Origin of the sequence: Serratia entomophila (genome assembly GCF_021462285.1) — a bacterium.
Taxonomy (GTDB): Bacteria; Pseudomonadota; Gammaproteobacteria; order Enterobacterales; family Enterobacteriaceae; genus Serratia; species Serratia entomophila.
This window is the reverse complement of sequence record NZ_CP082787.1, coordinates 2,641,113-2,665,281: the sequence shown is the minus strand read 5'-3', so window position 1 is coordinate 2,665,281 and position 24,169 is coordinate 2,641,113. Positions and strand designations below refer to the sequence as shown.

General features: G+C 60.0%; 25 protein-coding genes. 14 read left to right on the top strand and 11 right to left on the bottom strand.

The window, feature by feature from the left end; genetic code table 11:
* Genes sapD through sapA form a run of 4 tightly spaced genes read right to left on the bottom strand, consistent with a single transcriptional unit; the run spans nt 1 to nt 4,481 of the window.
* Nucleotides 1–993: a putrescine export ABC transporter ATP-binding protein SapD gene (gene sapD, locus KHA73_RS12990; protein WP_234584738.1), complete on the bottom strand. Its 993-nt coding sequence runs from the start codon at nt 991–993 to the stop codon at nt 1–3.
* Nucleotides 993–1,883, bottom strand: coding sequence for a putrescine export ABC transporter permease SapC (gene sapC, locus KHA73_RS12985; protein WP_234584737.1), 891 nt, complete (start codon nt 1,881–1,883; stop codon nt 993–995). Before sapC ends, sapD begins: the two co-directional genes overlap by 1 nt.
* Complete coding sequence (gene sapB, locus KHA73_RS12980; RefSeq protein WP_234584735.1) at nt 1,870–2,835, bottom strand: putrescine export ABC transporter permease SapB; 966 nt, start codon at nt 2,833–2,835, stop codon at nt 1,870–1,872. The genes sapC and sapB overlap by 14 nt, the downstream gene beginning before the upstream one ends.
* The gene (gene sapA / locus KHA73_RS12975; protein ID WP_234584734.1) at nt 2,832–4,481 is read right to left on the bottom strand and encodes an ABC transporter substrate-binding protein SapA; all 1,650 of its coding nucleotides are present in this window, start codon (nt 4,479–4,481) and stop codon (nt 2,832–2,834) included. Before sapA ends, sapB begins: the two co-directional genes overlap by 4 nt.
* 207 nt (nt 4,482–4,688) lie before the next feature.
* Here sapA and folE2 point away from each other — a divergent pair, with 207 nt between their 5' ends.
* Genes folE2 through zigA form a run of 3 tightly spaced genes read left to right on the top strand, consistent with a single transcriptional unit; the run spans nt 4,689 to nt 7,368 of the window.
* The gene (gene folE2 / locus KHA73_RS12970) at nt 4,689–5,618 is read left to right on the top strand and encodes a GTP cyclohydrolase FolE2 (RefSeq protein WP_234584733.1); all 930 of its coding nucleotides are present in this window, start codon (nt 4,689–4,691) and stop codon (nt 5,616–5,618) included.
* Nucleotides 5,608–6,168 (top strand): LbetaH domain-containing protein, encoded by a 561-nt coding sequence (locus tag KHA73_RS12965; RefSeq protein WP_234584732.1) that lies wholly within the window; start codon nt 5,608–5,610, stop codon nt 6,166–6,168. The genes folE2 and KHA73_RS12965 overlap by 11 nt, the downstream gene beginning before the upstream one ends.
* A gap of 12 nt (nt 6,169–6,180) precedes the next feature.
* Nucleotides 6,181–7,368, top strand: coding sequence for a zinc metallochaperone GTPase ZigA (gene zigA / locus KHA73_RS12960; protein WP_234584731.1), 1,188 nt, complete (start codon nt 6,181–6,183; stop codon nt 7,366–7,368).
* Between the two features lie 192 nt (nt 7,369–7,560).
* Here the strand turns inward: zigA and pspF are convergent, their stop codons facing one another.
* On the bottom strand, nt 7,561–8,568 hold the full coding sequence (pspF, locus tag KHA73_RS12955; RefSeq protein WP_234584730.1) for a phage shock protein operon transcriptional activator: 1,008 nt from the start codon (nt 8,566–8,568) through the stop codon (nt 7,561–7,563).
* A 184-nt stretch (nt 8,569–8,752) separates the two neighbouring features.
* On the opposite strand from pspF, the gene pspA reads away from it, so the two are divergent.
* The 7 genes from pspA to tyrR all read left to right on the top strand — a co-directional run bounded on the left by pspA (nt 8,753) and on the right by tyrR (nt 14,745).
* Nucleotides 8,753–9,418: a phage shock protein PspA gene (gene pspA / locus KHA73_RS12950; RefSeq protein ID WP_234584729.1), complete on the top strand. Its 666-nt coding sequence runs from the start codon at nt 8,753–8,755 to the stop codon at nt 9,416–9,418.
* A gap of 60 nt (nt 9,419–9,478) precedes the next feature.
* The gene (pspB, locus tag KHA73_RS12945; RefSeq protein WP_234584728.1) at nt 9,479–9,706 is read left to right on the top strand and encodes an envelope stress response membrane protein PspB; all 228 of its coding nucleotides are present in this window, start codon (nt 9,479–9,481) and stop codon (nt 9,704–9,706) included.
* Nucleotides 9,706–10,065, top strand: coding sequence for an envelope stress response membrane protein PspC (pspC, locus tag KHA73_RS12940; RefSeq protein WP_234584727.1), 360 nt, complete (start codon nt 9,706–9,708; stop codon nt 10,063–10,065). Before pspB ends, pspC begins: the two co-directional genes overlap by 1 nt.
* Before the next feature lie 102 nt (nt 10,066–10,167).
* Complete coding sequence (gene pspD / locus KHA73_RS12935; protein WP_234584726.1) at nt 10,168–10,434, top strand: phage shock protein PspD; 267 nt, start codon at nt 10,168–10,170, stop codon at nt 10,432–10,434.
* The gene (locus KHA73_RS12930) at nt 10,415–11,812 is read left to right on the top strand and encodes a YcjX family GTP-binding protein (RefSeq protein WP_234584725.1); all 1,398 of its coding nucleotides are present in this window, start codon (nt 10,415–10,417) and stop codon (nt 11,810–11,812) included. Before pspD ends, KHA73_RS12930 begins: the two co-directional genes overlap by 20 nt.
* On the top strand, nt 11,809–12,870 hold the full coding sequence (locus tag KHA73_RS12925) for a YcjF family protein (protein WP_234584723.1): 1,062 nt from the start codon (nt 11,809–11,811) through the stop codon (nt 12,868–12,870). Before KHA73_RS12930 ends, KHA73_RS12925 begins: the two co-directional genes overlap by 4 nt.
* 303 nt (nt 12,871–13,173) lie before the next feature.
* Nucleotides 13,174–14,745, top strand: coding sequence for a transcriptional regulator TyrR (tyrR, locus tag KHA73_RS12920; RefSeq protein ID WP_234584722.1), 1,572 nt, complete (start codon nt 13,174–13,176; stop codon nt 14,743–14,745).
* Nucleotides 14,746–14,803: 58 nt separating this feature from the next.
* Here tyrR and tpx read toward each other — a convergent pair whose 3' ends face one another.
* Entirely contained in the window at nt 14,804–15,307 is a 504-nt protein-coding gene (tpx, locus tag KHA73_RS12915; protein ID WP_019452663.1) for a thiol peroxidase, read from the bottom strand.
* 234 nt (nt 15,308–15,541) lie between these two features.
* On the opposite strand from tpx, the gene ycjG reads away from it, so the two are divergent.
* Nucleotides 15,542–16,516: an L-Ala-D/L-Glu epimerase gene (gene ycjG, locus KHA73_RS12910; RefSeq protein WP_234584721.1), complete on the top strand. Its 975-nt coding sequence runs from the start codon at nt 15,542–15,544 to the stop codon at nt 16,514–16,516.
* 2 nt (nt 16,517–16,518) lie between these two features.
* Here the strand turns inward: ycjG and mpaA are convergent, their stop codons facing one another.
* Nucleotides 16,519–17,226 carry a murein tripeptide amidase MpaA gene (mpaA, locus tag KHA73_RS12905; RefSeq protein ID WP_234584720.1) on the bottom strand — a complete coding sequence of 236 codons (708 nt, stop codon included), beginning with the start codon at nt 17,224–17,226 and terminating at the stop codon, nt 16,519–16,521.
* Nucleotides 17,227–17,432: 206 nt separating this feature from the next.
* On the opposite strand from mpaA, the gene KHA73_RS12900 reads away from it, so the two are divergent.
* Together KHA73_RS12900 and KHA73_RS12895 are read left to right on the top strand one after the other, a co-directional pair.
* Nucleotides 17,433–17,783, top strand: a complete 351-nt coding sequence (locus KHA73_RS12900) for a hypothetical protein (RefSeq protein ID WP_234584719.1) — start codon at nt 17,433–17,435, stop codon at nt 17,781–17,783.
* Nucleotides 17,784–17,941: 158 nt separating this feature from the next.
* On the top strand, nt 17,942–19,576 hold the full coding sequence (locus KHA73_RS12895; protein ID WP_234584718.1) for a peptide ABC transporter substrate-binding protein: 1,635 nt from the start codon (nt 17,942–17,944) through the stop codon (nt 19,574–19,576).
* Nucleotides 19,577–19,684: 108 nt separating this feature from the next.
* On the opposite strand, the gene KHA73_RS12890 is transcribed toward KHA73_RS12895, so the two are convergent.
* Nucleotides 19,685–19,933 carry a hypothetical protein gene (locus KHA73_RS12890; protein WP_234584717.1) on the bottom strand — a complete coding sequence of 83 codons (249 nt, stop codon included), beginning with the start codon at nt 19,931–19,933 and terminating at the stop codon, nt 19,685–19,687.
* Between the two features lie 193 nt (nt 19,934–20,126).
* The gene (locus tag KHA73_RS12885; protein WP_234584716.1) at nt 20,127–21,200 is read right to left on the bottom strand and encodes a hypothetical protein; all 1,074 of its coding nucleotides are present in this window, start codon (nt 21,198–21,200) and stop codon (nt 20,127–20,129) included.
* Between the two features lie 135 nt (nt 21,201–21,335).
* On the opposite strand from KHA73_RS12885, the gene zntB reads away from it, so the two are divergent.
* Nucleotides 21,336–22,319, top strand: coding sequence for a zinc transporter ZntB (zntB, locus tag KHA73_RS12880; RefSeq protein WP_234584715.1), 984 nt, complete (start codon nt 21,336–21,338; stop codon nt 22,317–22,319).
* A 211-nt stretch (nt 22,320–22,530) separates the two neighbouring features.
* Here zntB and KHA73_RS12875 read toward each other — a convergent pair whose 3' ends face one another.
* Both KHA73_RS12875 and ttcA read right to left on the bottom strand, forming a co-directional pair.
* On the bottom strand, nt 22,531–22,929 hold the full coding sequence (locus tag KHA73_RS12875) for a VOC family protein (RefSeq protein WP_234584714.1): 399 nt from the start codon (nt 22,927–22,929) through the stop codon (nt 22,531–22,533).
* A gap of 144 nt (nt 22,930–23,073) precedes the next feature.
* Entirely contained in the window at nt 23,074–24,012 is a 939-nt protein-coding gene (gene ttcA, locus KHA73_RS12870) for a tRNA 2-thiocytidine(32) synthetase TtcA (protein ID WP_234584713.1), read from the bottom strand.
* Nucleotides 24,013–24,169: the final 157 nt, after the last annotated feature.

Here is a 24,169-nt window from a genome sequence, read left to right as displayed (position 1 = left end):
TTATTGCTCCTCCATGTTCAGCGGGAAGTGGCAGGCGAAGAAATGGTTTTTCACCGGACGCAGGCGCGGCGTTTCGATGCATTTCTTCTGCGCATAAGGGCAGCGCGGCCCCAGGCGGCAGCCGATCGGCAGGTGCTCCAGCGAAGGGATGGCGCCCGGCAGGGTATTCAGCCGGCTTTTGTGCGGCAGGGAGCGGCCAAAATCCGGCATGGCGCGGATCAGCGCCTGAGTATAAGGGTGGTGCGGCGCCGCCAGCAGATCTTCGCACTGGGCGCTTTCCACCGTCTGGCCGCAGTACAGCACGTTCACCCGGTCGGCCCATTTGCTCATCATTTGCAAATCGTGGCTGATCAGCAAAATGGTGGTGCTGTTGTTCTGGTTGAGCCGCGCCAGCAGGCGGAAAATCTGCGCTTGCGTGGTGGGTTCCATGGCGTTGGTCGGTTCGTCGGCGATCAGCAGGCGCGGCTGATTGGCCAGCGCGATGGCGATCATCACCTTCTGGCATTCCCCCTCGGTCAGCTCGTAGGGGAAGCTGCCCATGATGTCGTCGTGATCCTTGATGCCGACGCGGTGCAGCAGCTCGATGGCGCGGCGCTTGCGCCAGTTGAAACGCTGCCACCAGCGGCCTTTATAGGTCCAGCCCGGGATCGCCTGCGCCAGCTGGCGGCCAATGCTTTCGGAAGGATCGAGGCACGACTGCGGCTCCTGGAAAATCATCGACACGTTGTGGCCGACCAGCTTGCGCCGTTCGCGCGGCGTCAGCTGCAGCAGATCGATGTCGTCGAAGCGGAAACGGTCGGCGGTAACGCGCCAGTTGTCTTTGGTTACGCCGCAGATGGCCTTGGCGATCAGGCTTTTGCCGGAGCCGGATTCGCCCACCAGGCCGCGCACTTCGCCTTCGCTCAGCGTCATGCTGACGCGATCGACCGCCTTGACCGGCCCATCGGCGGTCATAAATTCAATCGTCAGATTACGGATATCAAGTAACGGCATTATTCCACCCCGGCATTGATTGCGCGGCGCATACCGTCGCCCAACAGGTTAACCAGCAGCACGCTGACAAGGATCGCCGCGCCGGGCAGCATCACCGTCCAGGGGGCGACGTACACCAGTTCCAGCGAGTCGCCGAGCATCGCACCCCACTCCGGTGAGGGCAGCTGCGCGCCGAGATCGAGGAAGCCGAGCGCGGCGATGTCCAGGATCGCCATCGACAGCGCGCGGGTAAATTCCGTCACCAGCACCGCGGCGATGTTCGGCATCACCGCATACCACAAGATCTGCCGCGTAGAGGCGCCGTCCAGCCGCACCGCGACCACATACTCTTTCTCCAGTTCGTCGTGCACGGCGCTGTAGATGGTGCGCACCATGCGCGGCAACAGCGCCAGCCACACCGCCAGCATCGCGTGTTCCAGCTTCGGGCCGATAAACGCCACCACGATGATCGCCAGCAGCAGCGACGGGATCGACAGCAGGGTATCGAGAATATGGTTGAGCACCGCCGAGCGCAGCCCGTGGGTGACGCCGGCGAACACGCCGAGGATCACCCCGAAGAAGGCGGCGGCCAGCGTGACCAGCAGCGCTGAGCCGAAGGTGGCGGCGGTGCCGGTCAGCAGGCGGCTGAGAATATCGCGGCCGAGGTCATCGGTGCCCAGAAAGAAAGAGACGTTACCGTAGCGTGACCAGGACGGCGGCAGCAGCTGATAGCCGAGGAACTGCTGATCGAGCGCATAAGGCGCCAGCAGGCTGCCGAACAGCGACAGCAGCAGCAGGGCTATCACGCCGTAAAAACCGATCATCGCCAGCGCGTCGCCGTAAAAAATCCGCCAGGTATAGCGCAGCGGGCTCGGCATTTTCTTTTCGCGGTATACGTTATCTAAGGGCATACCATTCCTTATGTTTCAGCGGGGTGGTGGCAGCGCCCAGAATATCGGCCAGCACGTTGATGGTGATCACCAGCGTGCCGATCACCATCACGCCGGCGGAGATCGCCGCGTAGTCCTGCTGGCGAATGGCGTTGATCAGCCAACGGCCAAGGCCCGGCCAGCTGAATACCATTTCGGTGATCATCGCCAGCGTCAGCATGGTGGAAAACTGCAGCCCCAGCTTGGGCACGATCGGCGGCAGCGCATTGTGCAGCACGTGGCGGCGGATAATGGTAAAGCGCGACAGCCCACGGGTGGCGGCGGCCTTGATGTAGTTCTGGTTCAGCACGTCGTCGGTGCTGATGCGCATCAGCCGCACCACCTCAGTGGTGGGGGCAACCGCCAGCGCGGCGATGGGCAGTATCATGTGGCGCAGCGCGCTGCCTATCATCTCGCCGCGGTACGGCGAGTCTGACAGCCAGGCGTCGATCAGGGCGAAGCCGGTAATAGGTTTCACTTGGTACAGCAAGTCGAAGCGGCCGGACACCGGCAGCCAGCCGAGGTGCAGCGAGAAGAACAGCATCAGCAGCAGCGCCAGCCAGAACACCGGCATCGAAAAGCCCAGCAGCGCGAAAGTGCTGATGGCGGTGTCCTGCCATTTGCCGCGCATTACGCCGGCGATGATGCCCAACGGAATGCCGATAAACAGCGCCAGGGTGAAGGCCAGCAGGCACAGCTCCATGGTGGCGGGGAACACTTCGCGCAGCTGCTCGCTGATCGCCTGGCCGTTGATGCTGGAAACGCCGAAGTCCCAGTGCAGCAGGCTGACGAAGTAAAATTGGTAGGCGTCCAGCAGCGCGGCGCCGTTCAGCGGCGCTCGCGGGGTGAAATAGCTGAGGCTGAAGCTGACCAGCGTCAGGAAAAACAGCGTGATCAACAGCAGCAACATGCGCCGCAAGGTGAAGATAATCACTTTTTCTCTCCCTCCGCGGATTCACGGTACACCCCGGCGAATGACGCATTGCCGAACGGGCTCAGCACCAGCCCTTTGATATCATAGCGATAAGCCTGCAGGCGTAAGGAAGACGCCAGCGGCAATACCGGCAGCTGTTGCGCCAGAATTTTTTGCGCCTTGCGGTAGTGGTCGATGCGTTGCGAAAGCTGCTGCGACAGCAGGGCATCCTGCAGCACTTCGTCAAAGTTCGGATCGCACCAGTGAGCATAGTTGGTTTGCGAACGAATTGCCGCGCAGCTCAGCAGCGGCCGGAAGAAACTGTCCGGATCGTTGCTGTCGGTGGCCCAGCCGGTGAGCGTCAGGTCGTGGTTCATTTCCATCAACCGCGCCTCCTGGAAACGGCCTTCCACCGGCACTATGGTGACGTTGACCCCCACCTGGCCCAGATCGGCCTGGATCAGCTCGGCGGTTTTCAGCGGGCTGGGGTTGTACGACTGCGAGGCGGTGGGCACCCACAGCCTCAGGTTCAACTGGCCGACGCCGGCCTGTTTCAGCATTTCGCGCGCCTTGGCCGGATCGTACTCGGTGACGTGCGCTTCGTTATCGTAGGCCCAGGAGGCACGCGGCAGGATAGAGGCGGCGGTCTCCGCCGTGCCGTAGTAAATCGACTGCATCAGGCGCTGGTTGTTGATCGCCAGCGAAATCGCCTGGCGTACTTTCAGATCGTTGAGCGGCGGTTTGCGGGTATTGAACGCCAGATAGGCGATGTTCATCCCCGGGCGCAGCGTCAGGCGCAGGCGCGGGTCGTCACGCAGGATGGAAAGCTGGCTGGCGGCCGGGTAGGCCAGCACGTCGCATTCGCCGGTCAGCAGCTTGGATAAGCGGCCGGTGCCGCCGGCGCCCATATCGATCACCACCTGCGGCATGCGCGGGCGGCCTTTCCAATAGGCGTCGTTGCGCGCCAGGCGAATATATTGCCCGGAACGGTATTCGTTAAGCAGGAAAGGCCCGCTGCCGACCGGCTCGCGGTCGATGAGTTCCTGATGGCCTTCACGCGTCAACCGATCGGCATACTCCGCCGAGAGCACCGGCGCATAGTGGGTCGCCAGATGCCACAGGAAAGAGGCGTCCGGCGCCTGCAGGCGAATTTCGACGGTGTCGGCATCCAGCTTTCTCACGCTCTGCACCGAATCGCCGAACTGCAGGCTGTCGAAGTACGGGTATTCGCCGCCGTTGACGTCGTGATACGGATGCTTCTGATCGAACACCCGGGCAAAGCTGAACACCACGTCGTCGGCGTTCATCTTGCGGCTTGGGGTGAACCAGGCGGTGGTCTGGAAAGCCACGTCCTTGCGCAGGTGGAAGCGGTAGGTCGCGCCGTTGTCCAGCACTTCCCAGCTTTGCGCCAGCTCGGGGATCAGCCGATAGGTATAGGGGTCGACATCCAGCAGGCGATCATACAGCTGCGCCGCCAGGGTATCGACCGTCAGGCCGCTGCTGGCCATCTGCGGGTTAAAGGTGTTCAGTATGCCGCTGACGCAATAGACAAAGCCGCTCTGGCGAATGTCCGGTAAGGGCGGCGCCGCGGCGGGCGCGGGCGGTGTCGAGGCCAGGGCAGAGCCCGTAAGGCACAGCGACAATATCCAAAGGGGTAAACCACGCATAGAGGCTTCATGGGTTAATAAGCAATAGCGGTAGTGTATCGCACTCTGACGGTCTGCCCAATCCATTGAGCAAAATGGCTGATTTTTCTGCTACTTGATTGAGCGGGCGTCAACGTGGAAGCAAAAAAACACAAATTGATATGTTATAACATAACCAAATCATGTTACCGTTCCCGTCGCAAGGTCACAGTAAACGCAAGGGGATGTATGAACGAAGTTGCACTTCCACCGCGCCAGCCGTTGCCGGATGCTCAGGCATGGCGGGGCGAGATGAGTGATGTCGGGCTCGACTGGGTCGGGATGCAAGGGATAGCGTTGCCGCTGGAATTGGCCGGCAAACCGCTGCTGGCCAAAGTGGACGCCGGCATCAATTTGCGCCCCAGTGCAGAAGGCGAGCGCGGCATTCATATGTCGCGCCTGTATCTGGCGCTGGATGAACTGACGCAGGGCGAATTGACGCCGCTGCGCATTGAACGCACGCTGCGCGCCTTCCTGGCCTCGCAGCCGGAAAGCAGCGATCGCGCCAGCCTGAGCCTGAGCGGCGAACTGCCGCTGTCGCGCCCGGCGATGCTGTCGCCGCAGCGCGGCTGGAAAGCGTATCCGCTGCGTATTGAGGCCGCGCTGGCCGATGAACTGACGCTGTCGTTACAGGTCGGCGTACCCTATTCCTCCACCTGCCCAAGTTCGGCGGCGCTTAGCCGCCAGCTGGCGCAGCAGCAGTTTCAGTTCGACTTCGAACAGGCGCCGGCGAGCATCAGCCAGCAGGCGGTGATCGACTGGCTGGGGGAACGGGGCATGCCGGCGACGCCCCACAGCCAACGGAGCTGGGCCTGGGTGACGCTGACGCTGGGCGATGGTGAGCCGCAGTTCGACGTCGTCGGCCTGATCAACCGTATCGAACATGCGCTGGGTACGCCGCTGCAAACGCTGGTGAAGCGGCGTGATGAACAGGCTTTCGCGCTGGCCAACGGCCAGAACCTGATGTTTTGTGAAGACGCCGCGCGCCGCCTTTACCGCATGTTGCGCAGCCAGTGCGGATACCGCGCCTTCTCCTTGCGCGTCGAGCACCAGGAAAGCCTGCATGCCCACGATGCGGTGGCGAAACTGAGCTGGCGGGAGGGCGGTGATGCTGCGTAAAAACCCCAGCGGCCATCTGCCGCAGGTTTCGCCGTTGGCCTATATCGACCCCACCGCCATTATCTGCGGCCGGGTGATCGTCGAAGACTTTGTTTACGTCGGGCCTTATGCGGTGATCCGCGCCGACGAGCTGAACGCTGTCGGCGATATGGAACCGATCGTTATCGGCTCGCACTCCAATATTCAGGACGGGGTGGTGATCCATTCCAAGAGCGGGGCGGCGGTCACCATCGGCTGCTTCAGTTCGATAGCCCACCGCGCCATCGTGCACGGCCCGTGCCGCATCGACGATCGGGTATTTATCGGTTTCAACAGCGTGTTGTTCAACTGCCATATCAAGTCCGGCTGCGTGGTGCGCTACAACGCGGTGGTGGACGGCGTGACGCTGCCGGAAAATCGATATATCCCCTCGACCGAACGCGTGGGCGCCGACAGCGATCTGTCGCGCTATGCGCAGGTAGACCGCGGCGCGCTGCAATTCTCCGAAGAGGTGGCCGCCACCAACGTCGAACTGGTGCGCGGTTACCAGGCATTACGCAATGAATTTTAACTGGAGAACCCGATGAGTCCATTACCCGTAACCGTGCTTTCCGGTTTTCTTGGCGCCGGCAAAACCACGGTGCTTAACCATATCCTCAATAATCGCCAGGGCATGCGCGTGGCGGTGATTGTGAATGACATGAGCGAAGTGAACATCGACGCCGCACTGGTGGAGAACGAAGTGCGGCTCGATCGTCAGGAAGAAAAACTGGTGGAGATGAGCAACGGCTGCATCTGCTGCACGCTGCGTGAAGATCTGCTGGTGTCGGTGCGCGAACTGGCGCAGGCCGGGCGCTTTGACTATCTGCTGATCGAATCCAGCGGCATCTCCGAGCCGCTGCCGGTGGCGGAAACCTTTACCTTTGAAGATGAAGGTGGCGAAAGCCTGTCGCAGTTCGCCCGGCTGGACACCCTGGTCACGGTGGTCGACGGGGTGAACTTTGTACAGCAGTACCAGCAGGCGCAGACGTTGCAGGAAGCCGGGCAAAGCCTGGGGGAGGACGATCTGCGCAGCGTAGCGGATCTGCTGATCGAGCAGATTGAGTTTTGCGACGTGATACTGGTCAGCAAAACCGATCTCTTGAGCGCGCGCCAGCAGGGTGAAGTGATGGCGCTGCTCTCCAGCCTGAACCCGGACGCCCGCATTTTGCCGATCTCACCCGGCAAGCTGCCGCTGGAGGCGGTGCTGAATACCGGCAGTTTCAGCTTTGAAAAGGCGCAGCAGGCGCCCGGCTGGCTGAAAGAGCTGCGCGGCGAACATGTGCCGGAGACGGAAAACTACGGCATCAGCAGTTTTGTCTATCAGGCGCGGCGGCCGTTTGCGCCGGACAAGTTCTACCGGGCGATCAACGGCGATTGGGGCTGCGGCAAACTGCTGCGCTCGAAGGGGTTCTTCTGGCTGGCGACGCGGCCGCGGCAGGCCGGACAGTGGAGCCAGGCCGGCGGCATCGCTCACTACGGGTTGGCGGGAACCTTCTGGCGCGCTATCCCGCAGGACAGCTGGCCGCAGGATGAAGAGACCCGCGCGCATATTCAGGAGAAGTGGGTAGAGCCGTTCGGCGATATGCGCCAGGAACTGGTGTTTATCGGCCAGCATCTGCGGCAGGCGGAGATCACCCGGATGCTGGACGCCTGTCTGCTCGACGACGACGAAATGGCCGCCGGCGTAGACTATTGGCTGGAGATGGCGGATCCGTTTCCCGAGTGGTAATCACACAACCTTCGCGTGGTAATGAGAAAAATTCTCAACAAAGTGCTTTACAGGTGATACTGATAACTATTATCATCATCTGGCAGTTCACGGAAGGCCAGGGTTTGCGGCTCTGATGTGGAAGGCACGACATTGCTCACATTGCTTCCAGTGTTTTTTAAGCCAGCTCGGGTGCTGGCTTTTTTTTTGCCCTTATTCCTCGCCCGTCTCACCGTTTTGCAACAGCGCATGCTTTTTCAACATGCCGCGCAGCTGATGGTAAGTCAGCCCCAGCAGCTCCGCCGCTTTACGCTGGTTAAATCTTCCCTGCTGCAACGCCGCCTCGATCATCGATTTCTCCTGCTCCTGTTGCCAGGTTTTCAAATCCAGCGGCAGGGCCGGCAGGCCGTCGCGCGCTTCGTTCACGGACGGTTCCGGGCGGCTTTCGCGCGGGGCGAACGGATTGATGACGATCTCATCCAGCGGCCGGCCGCTGGTGCCGTGGCGATAAACCGAACGCTCCACCACGTTTTTCAATTCTCGCACGTTGCCCGGCCAGCGATAGCCGAGCAGGGCATCCCTGGCGCGCTCGGTAAAACCGGGGAACAGCGGCAGCGACAGCTCGCGGCACATCTGAATGGCGAAGTGTTCGGCCAGCAGCATGATGTCTTGTTGGCGCTGGCGCAGCGGCGGCAGCTGCACCACGTCAAACGCCAGCCGGTCCAGCAGATCGGCGCGAAATTTGCCCGCCGCGGCCAGCGCCGGCAAATCGTCGTTGGTGGCGCACACCAGCCGCACGTCCACCTGCAGCGGCTGGCTGCCGCCGACGCGTTCCAGATGGCCGTATTCAATCACCCGCAGCAGCTTCTCCTGCACCAGCATCGGCGCGGTGGCCAGTTCGTCGAGAAACAGCGTGCCGCCGTCGGCGCGCTCAAAGCGCCCCAAATGGCGTTTCTGCGCGCCGGTAAAGGCGCCGGCTTCATGGCCGAACAGCTCGGAATCCAGCAGGTTCTCGTTCAGCGCCGCACAGTTGAGCGAGATAAACGGCCCCTGCCAGCGGTTGGAGAGATAGTGCAGGCGGTGGGCGATCAGCTCTTTGCCGGTACCGCGCTCGCCGATCACCAACACCGGCTTGTTGAGCTTGGCCAACTGCGAGACTTGCTCCAATACTTCAACGAAGGCATTTGCTTCGCCCAGCAGGTTTTCTAACTGTTCGGTCATGATGAAATTCGCCAATGTTTGGTGAAAATAATCACTCTACAGCATGCTCACATAGAGTCAAAAATAAATAATCATTAATATTCAACAACATAAAAGTTGGCACGGGTTTTGATTATATCTTTGGGCAAGCTGTACACCTTAACGCGGCGCTTCAGACGCCATCAGAACCAAGAGGAAGTGAATTATGGGTATTTTTTCTCGTTTTGCCGACATCGTGAACGCCAACATCAACACCCTGCTGGATAAGGCAGAAGATCCGCAGAAGCTGGTGCGCTTGATGATTCAGGAAATGGAAGACACGCTGGTTGAAGTGCGCTCCACCTCGGCGCGCGCGCTGGCTGAGAAAAAACAGCTGCTGCGTCGCATCGAGCAGGGTGAAAACCAGCTGAACGACTGGCAGGACAAAGCCGAGCTGGCGTTGCGCAAGGATAAAGAAGACCTGGCCCGTGCGGCGCTGATCGAAAAGCAAAAGGTGGCCGATCTGATCGCTACCTTAACGCAGGAAGTGTCTACGGTAGAAGAAACGCTGGCCCGCATGAAAAGCGAAATCGGCGAGCTGGAAAACAAGCTGACCGAAACCCGCGCGCGCCAGCAGGCGTTGACGCTGCGTCATCAGGCGGCTTCTTCTTCCCGCGAGGTGCGCCGCCAGCTCGACAGCGGCAAGCTGGATGAAGCCATGGCGCGTTTCGAGCAGTTCGAACGCCGGATTGACCATATGGAAGCCGAGGCGGAAAGCATCAGCATCGGTAAAAAGAAGTCTCTGGATCAAGAGTTTGCCGAGCTGAAAGCCGACGACGCCATCAGCGAGCAGCTGGCGGCGCTGAAGGCTAAAATGAACCGCTCCGAGTAAGCTGACGGCGGCCACGGCCAAGGTGGCCGCCAACCAAAGACCCGCTAAGAAGGAACAGAAATGAGTGCTTTATTACTTGCCATTCCGTTGACAATCTTTGTGTTGTTTGTCGCACCGATTTGGCTTTGGCTGCATTACAGCAATCGGCAACAAAGCGGCATCCAGCTGAGCCAGCAGGAGATGCAGCGTTTGGCCCAGCTGGCGGAAGATGCCCGCCGCATGCGTGAACGCATTCAGGCGCTGGAAGAGATCCTCGACGCAGAACACCCGAACTGGAGACAGTCTTGATGAGCAATACTCTGGGCAGTAAAAAGCTGTATCGCGTGCCTGAAGAAGGCATGGTGAAAGGCGTTTGCGCCGGCCTGGCCCATTATTTCGACGTGCCGGTGCGGTTGATCCGCGTGATTGCGGTGCTGTCGCTGTTCTTCGGCCTGTTTTTCTTCACGCTGGTGGCCTATATCGCATTGGTGTTCGTGCTGGACGAAGCGCCGGCCAGCCGTTTTGACGGCGAACACCAAAAGACGCCGCGCCAGCTGCTCGATCAGCTGGAGTATGAACTGGGCAGCGGCGAGCAGCAGCTGCGACAGGTCGAACGCTATGTGACCTCCGACACCTTCGGCGTGCAGAGCCGTTTCCGCAAGCTGTAACCTTTCTTGCGATGCAATGGCCTGCGCCAGGCGCAGGCCGGGCATTGCGCTCGCTATATCATCCTGTCGAATTAAACCTTATTGTGCCGGAGGGCATCGCTAATGAACAAAACTCATGCCGTGAACGCCGCCAAATCGGGTGGATTTAAACAAGGAGCGGGTGCAATGTTGAAGACATTGTCTAAAGTCATCATCATAGCGTTACTGAATTACGGCCCGGCGGGTGCCGCCGGCTGGTTGCTGAAGGCCGTCGGCCGCAAACCGATTCGCTTTGTGCTGGCGCTGGTGCTGGAACCGCTGTTCCGCAAAGGCCTGAACAAGGTATTTGGGCGTTATGCCAAGGAGAATAATGAAACGACTGCAAAATGAGTTAACCTCGCTGGTCAACCGCGGAATGGACCGCCACCTGCGCCTGGCGGTGACCGGCCTGAGCCGCAGCGGCAAAACCGCCTTTATCACCGCCTTCGTCAATCAACTGCTGCACGTGCACAGCGGGGCGCGCATGCCGCTGTTTTCCCCGGTGCGCGAAGACCGCCTGCTGGGCGTCAAACGCATTCCGCAGCGTGACCTCGGCATTCAGCGTTTCACCTACGATGAAGGGTTGGCGCAGCTGTACGGCATCCCGCCGAGCTGGCCGACCCCGACGCGCGGCGTCAGCGAGATCCGCCTGGCGTTGCGCTATCGCTCCAACGACTCCTTGCTGCGGCATTTCAAAGACACATCCACGCTGTATCTCGAAATAGTCGATTACCCAGGCGAATGGCTGTTGGATCTGCCGATGCTCGAGCAGGATTACCTGGCCTGGTCGCGCCAGATGGCCGGCCTGCTGCAGGGCGACCGCGCCGAGTGGGCCAAACCCTGGCTGGAACTGTGTAAAAGCTGCGATCCGCTGGCCCCGGCCGACGAGAATAAGCTGGCGGCGATAGCCCAGGCCTACACCGATTACCTGCTGCGCTGTAAAAGCGAAGGGCTGCATTTCATTCAGCCTGGCCGCTTCGTGCTGCCGGGCGATCTGGCCGGCGCGCCGGCGCTGCAGTTCTTCCCGTGGCCGAACGTCGACGCCCAGGGTGAATCTAAGCTGGCGCAGGCCGATAAGCACAGCAACATCGGCATGCTGCGCGCGCGTTTTAACTATTATTGCCAGTCGATCGTTAAAAACTTTTATAAAGAACACTTCGTTCGCTTCGACCGGCAGATCGTGCTGGTCGATTGCCTGCAGCCGCTCAACAGCGGGCCGCAGGCGTTCAACGACATGCGCCTGGCGCTCACCCAACTGATGCAGAGCTTCCATTACGGCAAGCGCACGCTGTTCCGCCGGCTATTTTCACCCACCATAGATAAGCTGATGTTCGCCGCCACCAAGGCCGACCACATTACCGCCGATCAGCACGCCAATCTGGTGTCGCTGTTGCAGCAGCTGGTGCAGGAGGCCTGGCAGAACGCGGCGTTTGAAGGCATCAGCATGGACTGCGTCGGGTTGGCTTCGGTGCAGGCCACCGAAAGCGGCATTGTCGATCACCAGGGCCAGCGCATGCCGGCGCTGAAGGGCAACCGGCTGAGTGACGGCGCGCCGCTGACGGTGTTCCCCGGTGAAGTGCCGGCGCGTTTGCCTGGGCCGGCGTTCTGGCAAAATCAGGGGTTCCATTTTGACGAATTTCGTCCGCGCGCCATGAGCGTGGACAGCCCGTTGCCGCATATCCGTCTGGACGCGGTGATGGAGTTTTTACTGGGAGACAAGTTGCGATGAGCGAGCCGATAAAACCGCGTATCGATTTTGAAGAGCCGCTGCAGCCGCCGCAAGAGCCGGTGCTGCGCGCCGGGGTGGCCTTTGATCCGCAACAGGCCGAGAGCTTTTACCCGGCGGCGCCTGAGCTGCAGCAGGAAGAAGAAGAGGGCCGCGCAGAGGGCATCATCAACGCGGCGCTGAAGCCCAAGCGCAGCCTGTGGCGCAAGATGGTCACCGCCGGGCTGGCGCTGTTCGGCGTCAGCGTGGTGGCGCAGGGCGTTCAGTGGGTGCATGGCGCCTGGGTGCAGCAGGACTGGATCGCCATGGGCGGCGGCGTGGCCGGCGGGCTGATTGTGTTCGCCGGCGTCGGATCGGTGGTGGCCGAATGGCGCCGCTTGTACCGCCTGCGGCAACGGGCCGAGGAGCGTGACGTGGCGCGCGAACTGCTGCACAGCCACGGTTTGGGCAAGGGGCGTGAGTTTTGCGAGAAGCTGGCGCGCCAGGCCGGTTTGGATCAGGGGCACCCGGCGCTGCAGCGCTGGCAGGCTTCGCTGCATGAAACCCAGAACGATCGTGAGGTGGTGGAGCTGTACGCCAAGCTGGTGCAACCGGTGCTGGACAATCAGGCGCGCCGCGAAATCAGCCGTTCCGCCGCCGAGTCGACGCTAATGATCGCCGTCAGCCCGCTGGCGCTGGTGGACATGGCGTTTATCGCCTGGCGCAACATTCGGCTGATCAACCGCATTGCGGCGCTGTACGGCATTGAGCTGGGTTACTTCAGCCGTATTCGGCTGTTCCGGCTGGTGCTGCTGAACATCGCCTTCGCCGGCGCCTCAGAACTGGTGCGCGAGGTGGGTATGGACTGGATGTCGCAGGATCTGGCGGCGCGGCTCTCTGCGCGCGCGGCGCAGGGCATCGGCGCCGGCTTGCTGACCGCCCGGCTGGGCATCAAGGCGATGGAGCTGTGCCGCCCGCTGCCGTGGCTGGAGGGGGAAAAGCCGAAGCTCGGCGATTTCCGCAGCCAACTGGTTGGCCAACTGAAAGAGACGCTGAAAAAGAGCGACGACAAGGCCAGGTAATCCGCAGGCGGCGCCTGGCCGGGCGCCGCCAATCAACCGCATTCGTAACCGCTGCTTGACGACAGTCGATCTTCCTGTAAAAGCATTATAATTATCTGCAAAATTAATTCTGGTTATGATAACTCTCTGTGAATAACCTAAAATGACGCCGATGGTGTTATTCACTTGCGTTTAAAATCGACAACAACGCCAATAAATCAGAGTTCTGTCAACTTTTGCTGACAGATTGCTTCTACCCGTGGAAGGGAGGGAGTATCATCATCGCCAGTCATCCCCGCACCTGCAGAGATAAGGCCAATACTGATGCGTTTGGAAGTATTTTGCGAAGACCGGCTCGGTCTCACTCGAGAATTACTCGATCTTTTGGTATCGCGCAGCATTGATTTACGTGGCATCGAAATCGATCCCATCGGTCGCATTTACCTCAATTTCTCCCAGCTCGATTTCGACACCTTCCGCGCGCTGATGGCGGAAATCCGCCGCATCGCCGGGGTGACCGACGTGCGCACCGTCAACTTCATGCCCTCCGAACGCGAACATCGCGCGCTGCGCGCACTGCTGGAGTCGATGCCGGAACCGGTATTTTCGATCGACATGAAAGGCAAGGTGGAACTGGCTAACCCGGCGGCCCAGGCGCTGTTCAGCCTGAGCGAGGACAAGATCCGCAACCAGACCGCCGGCGCGCTGATCGGCGGCTACAACTTCAGCCGCTGGCTGGAGAGCGAACACACCGCACCGCATTCCGAACGGGTGGTGATCCGCAGCCAGGATTTCCTGATGGACATCACGCCGATTTATCTGGAGAACGAGAATCAGCAAAACGCCGCGGTAGGTGCGGTGGTAATGCTGAAATCGACCGCGCGCATGGGCCGCCAGCTGCAGAATCTGTCGGTTAACGATGACACCGAATTCGATCATATCGTCGCCGCCAGCGCCAAGATGCGCCACGTACTGGAACAGGCGCGCAAGCTGGCGATGCTCGACGCGCCGCTGCTGATCGTGGGCGACACCGGCACCGGCAAGGATATTCTGGCGCGCGCCTGCCACCTGCGCAGCCCGCGCGGCAAACAGCCGTTTTTGGCGCTGAACTGCGCCGCGCTGCCGGATGACGTGGTAGAAAGCGAGCTGTTCGGCCATGCGCCGGGGGCTTACCCCAACGCGCTCGAAGGCAAAAAGGGCTTCTTCGAGCAGGCCAACGGCGGCTCGGTGCTGCTGGATGAAATCGGCGAAATGTCGCCGCGCATGCAGACCAAACTGCTGCGTTTCCTCAACGATGGCACATTCCGCCGCGTGGGTGAGGAGCATGAGGTGCACGTCGATGTGCGGGTGATCTGCGCCACGCAGAAAAATCTGACCGAGCTGGTGCAGCGCGGCGAGTTCCGTGAGGATCTTTACTACCGCCTCAATGTGTTGACCATCAGCATTCCGCCGCTGCGCGATCGTCCGCAGGACATCATGCCGCTGACCGAACTGTTCGTGGCGCGCTTCGCCGACGAGCAGGGCGTGGCGCGGCCCAAGCTGTCGAACGATCTGGGCGGCTTCCTCAGCAAATACGGCTGGCCGGGCAACGTGCGCCAGCTGAAGAACGCTATCTACCGCGCGCTGACCCAAACCGAAGGTTACGAGCTGCGCCCGCAGGACATCGTGCTGCCGGAGTTCGAAGTGGAAATGGCGATGGGCGACGAAGTGCTGGACGGCTCTCTGGACGACATCAGCAAGCGTTTCGAACGCTCGGTGCTCACCCGCTTGTACCGCACCTATCCAAGCACGCGCAAACTGGCGAAGCGGCTGGGCGTGTCGCACACCGCCATCGCCAACAAGCTGCGTGAGTATGGGCTCAGCAGCCGCAAGGCTACCGGCGAAGGCGAGGAATAAAAAAGGCGCCTTGCGGCGCCTCTTGACTCACAGGGGCCTGGCTTGCGCCGGGCCTTTTTTATTTCAACGCCGCCAGCGCCGCATCGTAGTCCGGCTCGGTGGTGATCTCATTCACCAGCTCGCTGTACAGCACGTTGTCCTGGCCATCCAGCACCACGACGGCGCGCGCGGTCAGACCCGCCAGCGGGCCTTCGGCGATTTCAACGCCGTAGGCCTGTTTGAACTCTGCGCCACGCAGGGTGGACAGGGTAACCACGTTGCTCAGGCCTTCCGCGCCGCAGAAGCGGGACTGGGCGAACGGCAGGTCGGCGGAGATGCACAGCACCACGGTGTTATCCAGGCCGCTGGCCAACTGGTTGAATTTGCGCACCGACGTCGCGCAAACGCCGGTATCGATGCTTGGGAAAATGTTCAGGACTTTGCGTTTACCCGCGAAGCTGCTCAGCGCTACGTCTGACAGGTCTTTGGCAACCAGAGAGAAGGCTTTGGCTTGCTCGCCCTGCTGTGGCAGTTTGCCGGCTACGCCGACCGGGTTGCCTTGAAAATGTACGGTCTGAGTCATTGCTAGATTCCTTTTACAGGTGTTTATACAAAGGATATGAGCCTAATAAAACGGCCGCTTCGGCCGCGTTTGGCATTAGGTTCGCACCCTAGGCCAAAATCTTCGCCAGTTTATGTCAACAATTGCGGGTTGGATATACAAACTTTGCTAAATAGTTGTATATATTGGAGACTGTCCAAAAACTCGCCCGCGCATCAGCCTGACTTTATGCGCCATTTACCCTCAGGAGCCGTTATGAGAAGCATGCGTTTTTACCCGGAAGCCTGGCCGCTGCACACCGCTTTCGTCATTTCCCGCGGCAGCCGTACCGAAGCCCGGGTCGTGGTGGTCGAAATCGAGCAACAGGGCGTGCGCGGCGTTGGGGAATGCACGCCGTACCCGCGCTACGGTGAGAGCGAGGCTTCGGTGATGGCGCAGCTGGCGGAAGCGGCGCCGGCCATCGAACGGGGCGCCGGCCGCGAACAGCTGCTGGGCCTGATGCCGGCCGGCGCGGCGCGCAACGCGCTGGACTCCGCGCTGTGGGATCTGGAATGCCGCCTGAACGGCCAAAGCCTGTGGCAGCGCAGCGGGGTGGCAGCGCCGCCGCAGATCCGCATGGCGCAAACTCTCAGCATCGGCGCGCCGGAGGCGATGGCCTTCGCCGCGCGCGAGCTGGAACGGCAGGGGGCGACGCTGCTGAAGATCAAACTCGACGATCATCTGATTAGCGAGCGGCTGGTGGCGATCCGCGCGGCGGTGCCGCAGGCGACGTTAATCGTCGACGCCAACGAGTCCTGGCAGGTGGAAGGGTTGGCCTCGCGCTGCCAACTGCTGGCGGATCTGGGGGTGGCGATGCTGGAACAGCCGCTGCCGGCCGGTGAAGACGCCGCGCTGGAGAACTTCATTCATCCGTTGCCGATCTGCGCCGATGAAAGCTGCCATACCCGTGCGGATCTGCCGCGCTTGGCCGGGCGTTATCAGATGGTCAATATCAAGCTGGACAAAACCGGCGGCCTGACCGAAGGGCTGGCGCTGGCTGCGCTGGCGCGCGAGCAGGGGTTCGCCATCATGCTGGGCTGCATGCTGTGCACGTCAAGGGCGATCGCCGCGGCGCTGCCGCTGGCCCCGGGCGCACGTTTTGTCGATCTGGACGGGCCTACCTGGCTGGCGAACGACGTCGAACCGGGGCTGGAGTTTGAGTGTGGGGCGATAGTCAATCTCGCCCCTTAGCATCACTGCGGGTAGGTCAGCAGTTCCACCATGGCGTCGAGGTAGCTTTCGCTGGCGGCGTCGGCGGAAATCGGCGGGAATTCGGCGGTGATGCACGGCAATGAAATATCGGCGCACCAACTGCCGAAGGAGCCGGGGGTTTCATAGCCTACGCTGGTCACCAGCGGCAGGGCGAATTTATGCGACAACCAGACGCCAAGTTGGGAACTGGCGGGATCTTCGATACAGGCCAGCGGTTCGTGAAACGACACCACCCAGCGCGGTTTCAACCGATGGATCAGATGGCACAGCGCCTGGGTTTCCGGCTCGGAGCCGGGGCGGCCGCCGGTCGACAGCTTCACGTCGCGCACCGGCGCGGCGCTGTTCCAGCGGTACACCGTATCGCCGGAGCGCCAGTTGGCGGCCGGGAAATTGCGGTTCAGATCGACGCCGTTGGCATTGGCGCGCAGCCCCAGTTGGCAGCCGTCGGGGTTGACCGCCAGCACCACGTGGTGGCGCAACTGGTTTGGCGCAATGCTGCGCAGCGCGCACGACAGGGTGACGATGGCGGCGCCTTCGTCGCCATGGGTGCCGGCGATGATCAGCCCGGCGTCCGGCCCGCTGACCGCCGCCGGGAAGTACAGCAGCGGCGCTCCCAGCAGCGAACTGCCGTAATTCTCTCCTGCAACTGCCAATTGGCCGCGTTCACTGCGCTGTCGATGTAGAGTCATGCTGTTGTCCCTGGTTCAAAAGTCGAGAGTCATTGTTATTTTATTCAGTGTATTACGCTTTGCCCGATCTTTCCCACCGCAATCGATCGCTCTTTGAGCGATACCTGCAGCGTTCGCCGCGAGCAGGCTAATAAAACCCCCGGGGCGGGCCGCTGTTGTTATACTATCGGCAGAAGCTAACCCAATAACCAGCAAGGGGATTTAACATGCCAGTAGCCAGAATAGTTGCCAGCTATAGCGAAAATGAGAAAGACACCATCACGCTGCTGTGCGGCGTAGACGCCGAAAACCAGATCCGTCAGGGCGAATGGTTCGGCGTGGTGAAAAATGACGACGGGCGTGGCGATGAGTCCAACTATCCGTTCAGCCTGCACATCGATTATCAGAAAAGCGCCTTTTACCTCGATTACGGTTATGACGACGCCGATTCGCGCCAGGTGCAGAAGACCGACATCCATGCCAAACCGCTGGAAGAAAAAGGCTTCTTCACTATCTTCGACGAGGAAGAAGGCGAAGAATTCAGCTACCGCATCAACAGCATTCACCTGTACGACTGATCGCCGTTGAAGCCGATTAAACCCGTGCCGGCTCGCCCGCACGGGTTTTTTATCGCCTGGCCCTCAGTTTTTGCATCTTGTCGGCCAGCGGCTATAGGTGAGAGAGATCTTGTGCTATATGATAAAAAATTCAGATGGTTAACGGGGGATAACGCAAGATGACAGGAATAAAAATTAAACGGGGTTTTCGTTTGGCTCTGTGCGCGGCGGCGATTGGCGCGTGTTTAAGCAGCGCGATGGCGGCGCAGGTTCCCCCGGGCACCGCGCTGGCGGAGCAGCAGGAAATCGTGCGACATATTAAAGATGAACCGGCGTCGCTGGATCCGATCAAAGCGGTCGGCCTGCCGGAAGCGCAGCTGGCGCGCGATCTGTTCGAAGGGCTGGTCAACCAGGACGCCAACGGCAAAGCGATCCCCGGCGTCGCCACGCGATGGCAGACCACCGATAATCAAACCTATATTTTCCACCTGCGCAAAGACGCGCGCTGGTCGAATGGCGATCCGGTGACGGCAAAAGACTTCGTCTACAGCTGGCAGCGGCTGGTCGAGCCGAAAAATCTGTCACCTTTCGCCTGGTTCGCGCAGCTGGCAGGCATTCAGAATGCCGAGCAGATCATCGGCGGCAAGCTGCCCGCCGACAAACTGGGCGTGTCGGCGCCGGATGATTATACGCTGAAGGTGCAATTGGATAAGCCGGTACCTTATTTCGTCAGCCTGACCGCTAACTTCAGCCTGTTCCCGGTGAATAAAGCGGTGGTGGAGAAATTCGGCAACGACTGGACCAAGGTCGGCAATATCGTGGGTAACGGCGCGTTCAAGCTGCAGGATCGGGTGGTGAATGAAAAGCTGGTGCTGACGCCCAACGAACACTATTGGGATCATGCCCATACCTTGCTGACCAAAGTCACTTTCGTGCCGATCAACCAAGAGTCCAACGCCACCAAACGTTATCTGGCGGGGGATATCGATATCACCGAGTCGTTCCCGAAAAACATGTACCAAAAACTGCTGAAGGACATCCCAGGGCAGGTTTATACCCCGGATCAGCTCGGCACCTACTACTACGCCTTCAACACCCAGCGCGCGCCGACCAATGACGTGCGTGTGCGCCAGGCGCTGTCTTACGCCATCGATCGCAAAATCATCGCTGAAAAAGTGCTGGGCACCGGCGAAAAACCGGCGTACCACTTCACGCCGGACGTGACAGCCGGTTTTAAACCGGAGCAAAGCTTGCTGCAGCAACAGTCGCAGGCAGAGCTGGACGCGCAGGCCAAAGCGCTGCTGCAGGCGGCCGGCTATGGCCCGAACAACCCGCTGAAGCTGACGCTGCTGTACAATACCTCGGAAAGTCACCAGAAGATTGCCATCGCCGTGGCTTCGATGTGGAAGAAAAAACTGGGGATTGACGTCAAGCTGCAGAACCAGGAATGGAAAACCTACATCGACAGCCGCAACACCGGCAATTTCGACGTGGTGCGCGCCTCTTGGGTTGGCGACTATAACGAAGCCTCAACCTTCCTGTCGCTGCTGACCTCCAGCCACAGCGGCAACATCGCCAAGTTCAAAGATGCGGGTTATGACAAGCTGCTGGAGCAGGCGGGTCATGAAACCAGCCCGGCGGCGCTGACCGCCGATTACAATAAAATGGAACAGATTATTGCGGAGCAGGCGCCGATCGCGCCGATCTATCAGTATACCAACGGCCGCCTGATTAAGCCGTGGGTCAAAGGCTACCCGATCACCAATCCGGAAGACGTGGCCTACAGCCAGACGATGTATATCATCAAACATTAATCCAGCATGCATATAAGCCCCGTTGAAATGGGGCTTATATTTTTCACTGCGCAATAAACCCCGCCAAATAAAACCAGGGCCGCTATATTATTTATTATTTAATTAGCGTTATAGGCAATCTCGCATGGCGTCTACCACCACGCGGCCGGTCATATCGGTCTGGGTGATGCGGTAGCTGGTTGGGTAGGAGCGACGGGTGCTGAGACGATCGTGCACCGACACTGTGCCCACCGGGTTGCCGGCGGCGTCTTTCACCACGAACTCGCTGATTTCTTCCTGCCCCTGGTTTTGCAAATGAATACTGCGGATTTTCTCCAGCGTATCGCTGTCGTTTAATTTTAAATGGTCGCGTAACATAACTACCTCCTCGTAGTGAGGAAAGTATATGCCCCTGAAATTTGCGCTGAAACAGCTTTAGGTTAATTTATTATTATAATTTTGAATTAAAAACACGTGATTATGTTAATGCATAATAACAAATTATTTACCAGCGCTTTATTTCGCAGATTGTTTGATTTACCGGCAGGCGTTTATTTCATCGCCGTTATTATTAGTCTGCATCAATAGCAAATAGCGCGCGCCGCACGCCGGCTGACGGAAAAACGCAGGACACGTCGTGCGCGCAACCGGGCGCCAATAACACCGCGCGTTTTTTCTGTGGCGCAACGAAACGCCTGTCGTAAGCGACGAAGGCCAGAGCACGTTGCAGCCGGTAAGGGCCTTGCAGCTGCGCCGCGCAGGATTTGTCGAGAATGGGGTAGAAGCTGCCGCTCGCTTCGCCGGTATCCCGCTCGCCTGCGGCATAGGTGATATCGGCGGCGGCGTAGCGTGCGCGGGCCTGTTCGCCGCTGCGCCTCAGCCACGCGGGAATAGCGTCCAGACCGTATTTCCAGCGGTTGGCCTGCGGGCATTGGCCGGTGTCGGCCGCCTGCCAAGCGAAGCTGCAGTCACTTTCGCGGTTGCAGGCGCGCCAGCTCGCGGGGCGTCCTTGTTGCAACGGCTGGGGCCGCAGGCGATCGAAGTACAGCCAGCTGCCGGGATCGGCCACCAGATAACGCACTCGCAAGCCGACAGGCGGGGCAGCAAAGCCAACATAGTGCTGAACGAACTGCGCACCGGCGGAGAAACCGGCAACGGTTACCGTCTGCAGTGTCGGCCACTGTCTTTTAAGCGCAACCAGCAGCCTATCCAGCGCGGCGAAGGCGCTGATTTTTCCTTGATTATCCAGGCCGCCGCCTATCCAGGAACTGCAGCTCCACAGCGCATCGCCGCTTTGCGGCGGGGGAACGCCGGCCGACCGGCAATGGGCGGATTGCGCTTCGGGCACCTGAAACAGCGGGGCGACCAGCAGCGTGTTCGGGGCATCGCCCGCTAACCGAGCCGCCTGAATGGCGGCGGCCAGCGTTTTACCGGCGTCTCTGGGGTGGCCGTGCAGCACAATCAGCGCCGTAACGGGCTGTGGCGGTGGGGATTTTGCAACGAAATAAGACAAGTTTCCCGCCGCGTGGCCCAGCGCAACCTGGTGAGCGTCGGCGATAGCGGCCAGGGCGCTATCGGCGGCCTGCGCAGCGCGCGGCGGCAACAGGCAAAGCGCCAGCGCGCAACAAAACGGCAGAAATCTCATCGTGAACGGCCAGCGAAAGGAAGATGCTTCCATCTTAGCGCATAACCGGCGCTTGAATGTTGAAACAGCTGTCATCTTTGATTCGCAAAGCATTAACGCTAGACTCAGGGGATAGAAACATAAAGAGGATGGCGAATGGAAGTCATAGAGGGGCACGAGTTACAGGTGCCCGACGCGGTATATGCTTATCAGTTGGACGGCAAGGGCGGCGTAACCCCCATTGATTACGATGATAAGGTTACCTGCGACGAACCCTGTTGGCTGCATCTGGATTATGCGCACCCGGCCAGCGCCGCCTGGCTGAACAGCACGCCGCTGCTGCCGGATGCGGTACGCGAGGCGCTGTCTGGCGAGAGTTCGCGTCCGCGCGTCAGCCGTCTGGGCGACGGCACCATGATCACCTTGCGCAGCATCAACTTCAACGCTGACTCCCGGCCGGACCAGCTGGTGACGATCCGCGTCTATATGACCGACAAACTGATCGTCTCTACTCGCCACCGCAAGGTGTACTCCATCGATCAGGTGGTGAACGATTTGCAAAACGGCAGCGGCCCGACCAACAGCGGCAATTGGCTGGTGGAGATCTCTGATGCGCTGACCGATCACACCAGCGAATTTATCGAGGATCTGCACGACAAGATTATCGATCTGGAAGACGCGTTGCTGGAACAGCAAATTCCCGAGCGCGGCCAGCTTGCGCTGATCCGCAAGCAGCTGATCGTGCTGCGCCGCTACATGGCGCCCCAGCGCGACGTGTTCTCCCGCCTGGCCAGCGATCGCCTGCCGTGGATGAACGATGACGACCGCCGACGCATGCAGGATATCGCCGATCGGTTAGGCCGCGGCCTGGACGATTTGGACGGCAGCATCGCGCGCACCGCCATTCTGTCTGACGAAATCACCACGGTGATGGCCGACGCCATGAACCGCCGCACCTATACTATGTCGCTGCTGGCGATGGTGTTCCTGCCCACCACCTTTTTGACCGGGCTGTTTGGGGTCAACCTCGGCGGCATCCCCGGCGGCGGCAACCCCTTTGGCTTCGCCGCATTTTGCCTGATGCTGACCGGGCTGGTGCTCGGCGTGGCCTGGTGGCTGAGGCGCAGCCGCTGGTTGTAGCCAAAAAAAAGGAAAACCCGGTTAACATTGAGCGATATCAACATTTAGCCGGGTGAATTGGGGCATGATCTCTCTCGCAGGTGAATGCAACGTCAAGCGATGGGCGTTGCGCTCCATAATTGTCTTACTTTCTTATTTTTGAATTACTGCATAGCACATTTGATTCGTACAATGCCGGTTTAATCACCGGCATTTTTTTGCCCGCCGTTCCTCATGCCGCGCTTTCATCCCAGAAGCTGGCTTCAATCTTATGCCCGTCTATATCACGCACAAAGCAGCCGTAGTAGGCTTCGCCATAGTGCGGCCGTGAGCCGGGCGCGCCTTCGTCGGTTGCGCCGGCCAGCAACGCCTGGCGGTGGAATTCATCGACCTGCCGCTTGCTGGTGGCGAAAAAACCGACGTGCACGCCGTTGCCGACCGATGCGGGTTGGCCGTCAATCGGCCGCTGCAGCCAAAACTCCGGGTAATCGCGGCCATAGCCGATGGCGCCGGGATGTTCGAGCACCCGGCGGCAGCCTAAAGCGGCCAGGGTGCGATCGTAAAACGCAGCGGCGGCGTCAAAATGGTTGGTTCCCAACGAAACGTGCGACAGGCAGGGGGTAATGTTCATAGGTCATCTCCGCGTAACTGTACAAATAAACAGTATATCGCAGAAGCGGCAACGCCCAGGACATTATGCGCAAATTGTGAGCAGGATCGATATTGGCGGGCGAGAAAGCGAACCGCCCGCGGGGCTGCGGGCGGTGGGGGGGAATTACTTGATTTCGAGCACGTTCAAACGCACCGGCGCCGGCGTGGCGTCGTCCGCATCTTCCGGCCGCCAGCCGACCGGCTGCATTGGGATATCTTCGCGGTCGAACGCCAAATCGCCGCCGTCCACCACTTCGCTGCCGTGGTGAATGCCTTTGAAATCGAACAGGTTGATGTCGCTAAGGTGTGAAGGCACCACGTTTTGCATCGCGCTGAACATGGTCTCCAGCCGCCCCGGATAGCGTTTGTCCCAGTCGCGCAGCATGTCGCCAATCACCTGGCGCTGCAGGTTAGGCTGCGAACCGCACAGGTTGCATGGAATGATCGGGAAGGCTTTGGCCGTCGAGAAACGCTCGATGTCTTTCTCGCGGCAGTAGGCCAGCGGGCGGATCACCACGTGTTTGCCGTCGTCGCTCATCAGCTTTGGCGGCATGCCCTTCAGTTTGCCGCCGTAGAACATGTTCAGGAACAGCGTCTGCAGGATATCGTCGCGGTGGTGGCCGAGGGCTATCTTGGTGGCGCCCAGTTCGGTGGCGGTGCGGTAGAGAATGCCGCGGCGCAGGCGCGAACACAGGGAGCAGGTGGTTTTGCCTTCCGGGATTTTGTCCTTGACGATGCTGTAGGTGTTTTCCTCGACGATCTTGTATTCCACCCCCAGGTTTTCCAGATAGGCGGGCAGGATATGCTCCGGGAAGCCCGGCTGTTTCTGATCGAGGTTCACCGCCACCAGCGAGAAGTTCACCGGCGCGCTCTGCTGCAGGTTGCGCAGGATCTCCAGCATGGTGTAGCTGTCTTTGCCGCCGGACAGGCAAACCATGATGCGGTCGCCTTCTTCAATCATATTGAAATCGGCGATTGCCTCGCCCACGTTGCGGCGCAGGCGCTTTTGCAATTTATTCAGGTTGTACTGCTCTTTTTGGCTAACGGTTTGCTTTTCTGACATTTAAATCGTGCTCATTCTCAATTGGGGGCACTATGGGGGCATGGCGTTTTAGATAGCAAGTTTAACATTCAACAGGCTGATTTGATCATTATTCATCATCATGCCTCCACGCACCATAAGCGAGGCCTGTATGGTACGGATTGTGCGGCCGAATGCC

Bases quoted from the DNA above. Each gene is read 5' to 3' on its own strand.
- sapD (WP_234584738.1), bottom strand. From the start codon at position 993: ATGCCGTTACTTGATATCCGTAATCTGACGATTGAATTTATGACCGCC.
- sapC (WP_234584737.1), bottom strand. From the start codon at position 1,883: ATGCCCTTAGATAACGTATACCGCGAAAAGAAAATGCCGAGCCCGCTG.
- sapA (WP_234584734.1), bottom strand. From the start codon at position 4,481: ATGCGTGGTTTACCCCTTTGGATATTGTCGCTGTGCCTTACGGGCTCT.
- folE2 (WP_234584733.1), top strand. From the start codon at position 4,689: ATGAACGAAGTTGCACTTCCACCGCGCCAGCCGTTGCCGGATGCTCAG.
- KHA73_RS12965 (WP_234584732.1), top strand. From the start codon at position 5,608: ATGCTGCGTAAAAACCCCAGCGGCCATCTGCCGCAGGTTTCGCCGTTG.
- zigA (WP_234584731.1), top strand. From the start codon at position 6,181: ATGAGTCCATTACCCGTAACCGTGCTTTCCGGTTTTCTTGGCGCCGGC.
- pspF (WP_234584730.1), bottom strand. From the start codon at position 8,568: ATGACCGAACAGTTAGAAAACCTGCTGGGCGAAGCAAATGCCTTCGTT.
- pspA (WP_234584729.1), top strand. From the start codon at position 8,753: ATGGGTATTTTTTCTCGTTTTGCCGACATCGTGAACGCCAACATCAAC.
- pspB (WP_234584728.1), top strand. From the start codon at position 9,479: ATGAGTGCTTTATTACTTGCCATTCCGTTGACAATCTTTGTGTTGTTT.
- pspC (WP_234584727.1), top strand. From the start codon at position 9,706: ATGAGCAATACTCTGGGCAGTAAAAAGCTGTATCGCGTGCCTGAAGAA.
- pspD (WP_234584726.1), top strand. From the start codon at position 10,168: ATGAACAAAACTCATGCCGTGAACGCCGCCAAATCGGGTGGATTTAAA.
- KHA73_RS12930 (WP_234584725.1), top strand. From the start codon at position 10,415: ATGAAACGACTGCAAAATGAGTTAACCTCGCTGGTCAACCGCGGAATG.
- KHA73_RS12925 (WP_234584723.1), top strand. From the start codon at position 11,809: ATGAGCGAGCCGATAAAACCGCGTATCGATTTTGAAGAGCCGCTGCAG.
- tyrR (WP_234584722.1), top strand. From the start codon at position 13,174: ATGCGTTTGGAAGTATTTTGCGAAGACCGGCTCGGTCTCACTCGAGAA.
- tpx (WP_019452663.1), bottom strand. From the start codon at position 15,307: ATGACTCAGACCGTACATTTTCAAGGCAACCCGGTCGGCGTAGCCGGC.
- ycjG (WP_234584721.1), top strand. From the start codon at position 15,542: ATGAGAAGCATGCGTTTTTACCCGGAAGCCTGGCCGCTGCACACCGCT.
- mpaA (WP_234584720.1), bottom strand. From the start codon at position 17,226: ATGACTCTACATCGACAGCGCAGTGAACGCGGCCAATTGGCAGTTGCA.
- KHA73_RS12900 (WP_234584719.1), top strand. From the start codon at position 17,433: ATGCCAGTAGCCAGAATAGTTGCCAGCTATAGCGAAAATGAGAAAGAC.
- KHA73_RS12895 (WP_234584718.1), top strand. From the start codon at position 17,942: ATGACAGGAATAAAAATTAAACGGGGTTTTCGTTTGGCTCTGTGCGCG.
- KHA73_RS12890 (WP_234584717.1), bottom strand. From the start codon at position 19,933: ATGTTACGCGACCATTTAAAATTAAACGACAGCGATACGCTGGAGAAA.
- KHA73_RS12885 (WP_234584716.1), bottom strand. From the start codon at position 21,200: ATGAGATTTCTGCCGTTTTGTTGCGCGCTGGCGCTTTGCCTGTTGCCG.
- zntB (WP_234584715.1), top strand. From the start codon at position 21,336: ATGGAAGTCATAGAGGGGCACGAGTTACAGGTGCCCGACGCGGTATAT.
- KHA73_RS12875 (WP_234584714.1), bottom strand. From the start codon at position 22,929: ATGAACATTACCCCCTGCCTGTCGCACGTTTCGTTGGGAACCAACCAT.
- ttcA (WP_234584713.1), bottom strand. From the start codon at position 24,012: ATGTCAGAAAAGCAAACCGTTAGCCAAAAAGAGCAGTACAACCTGAAT.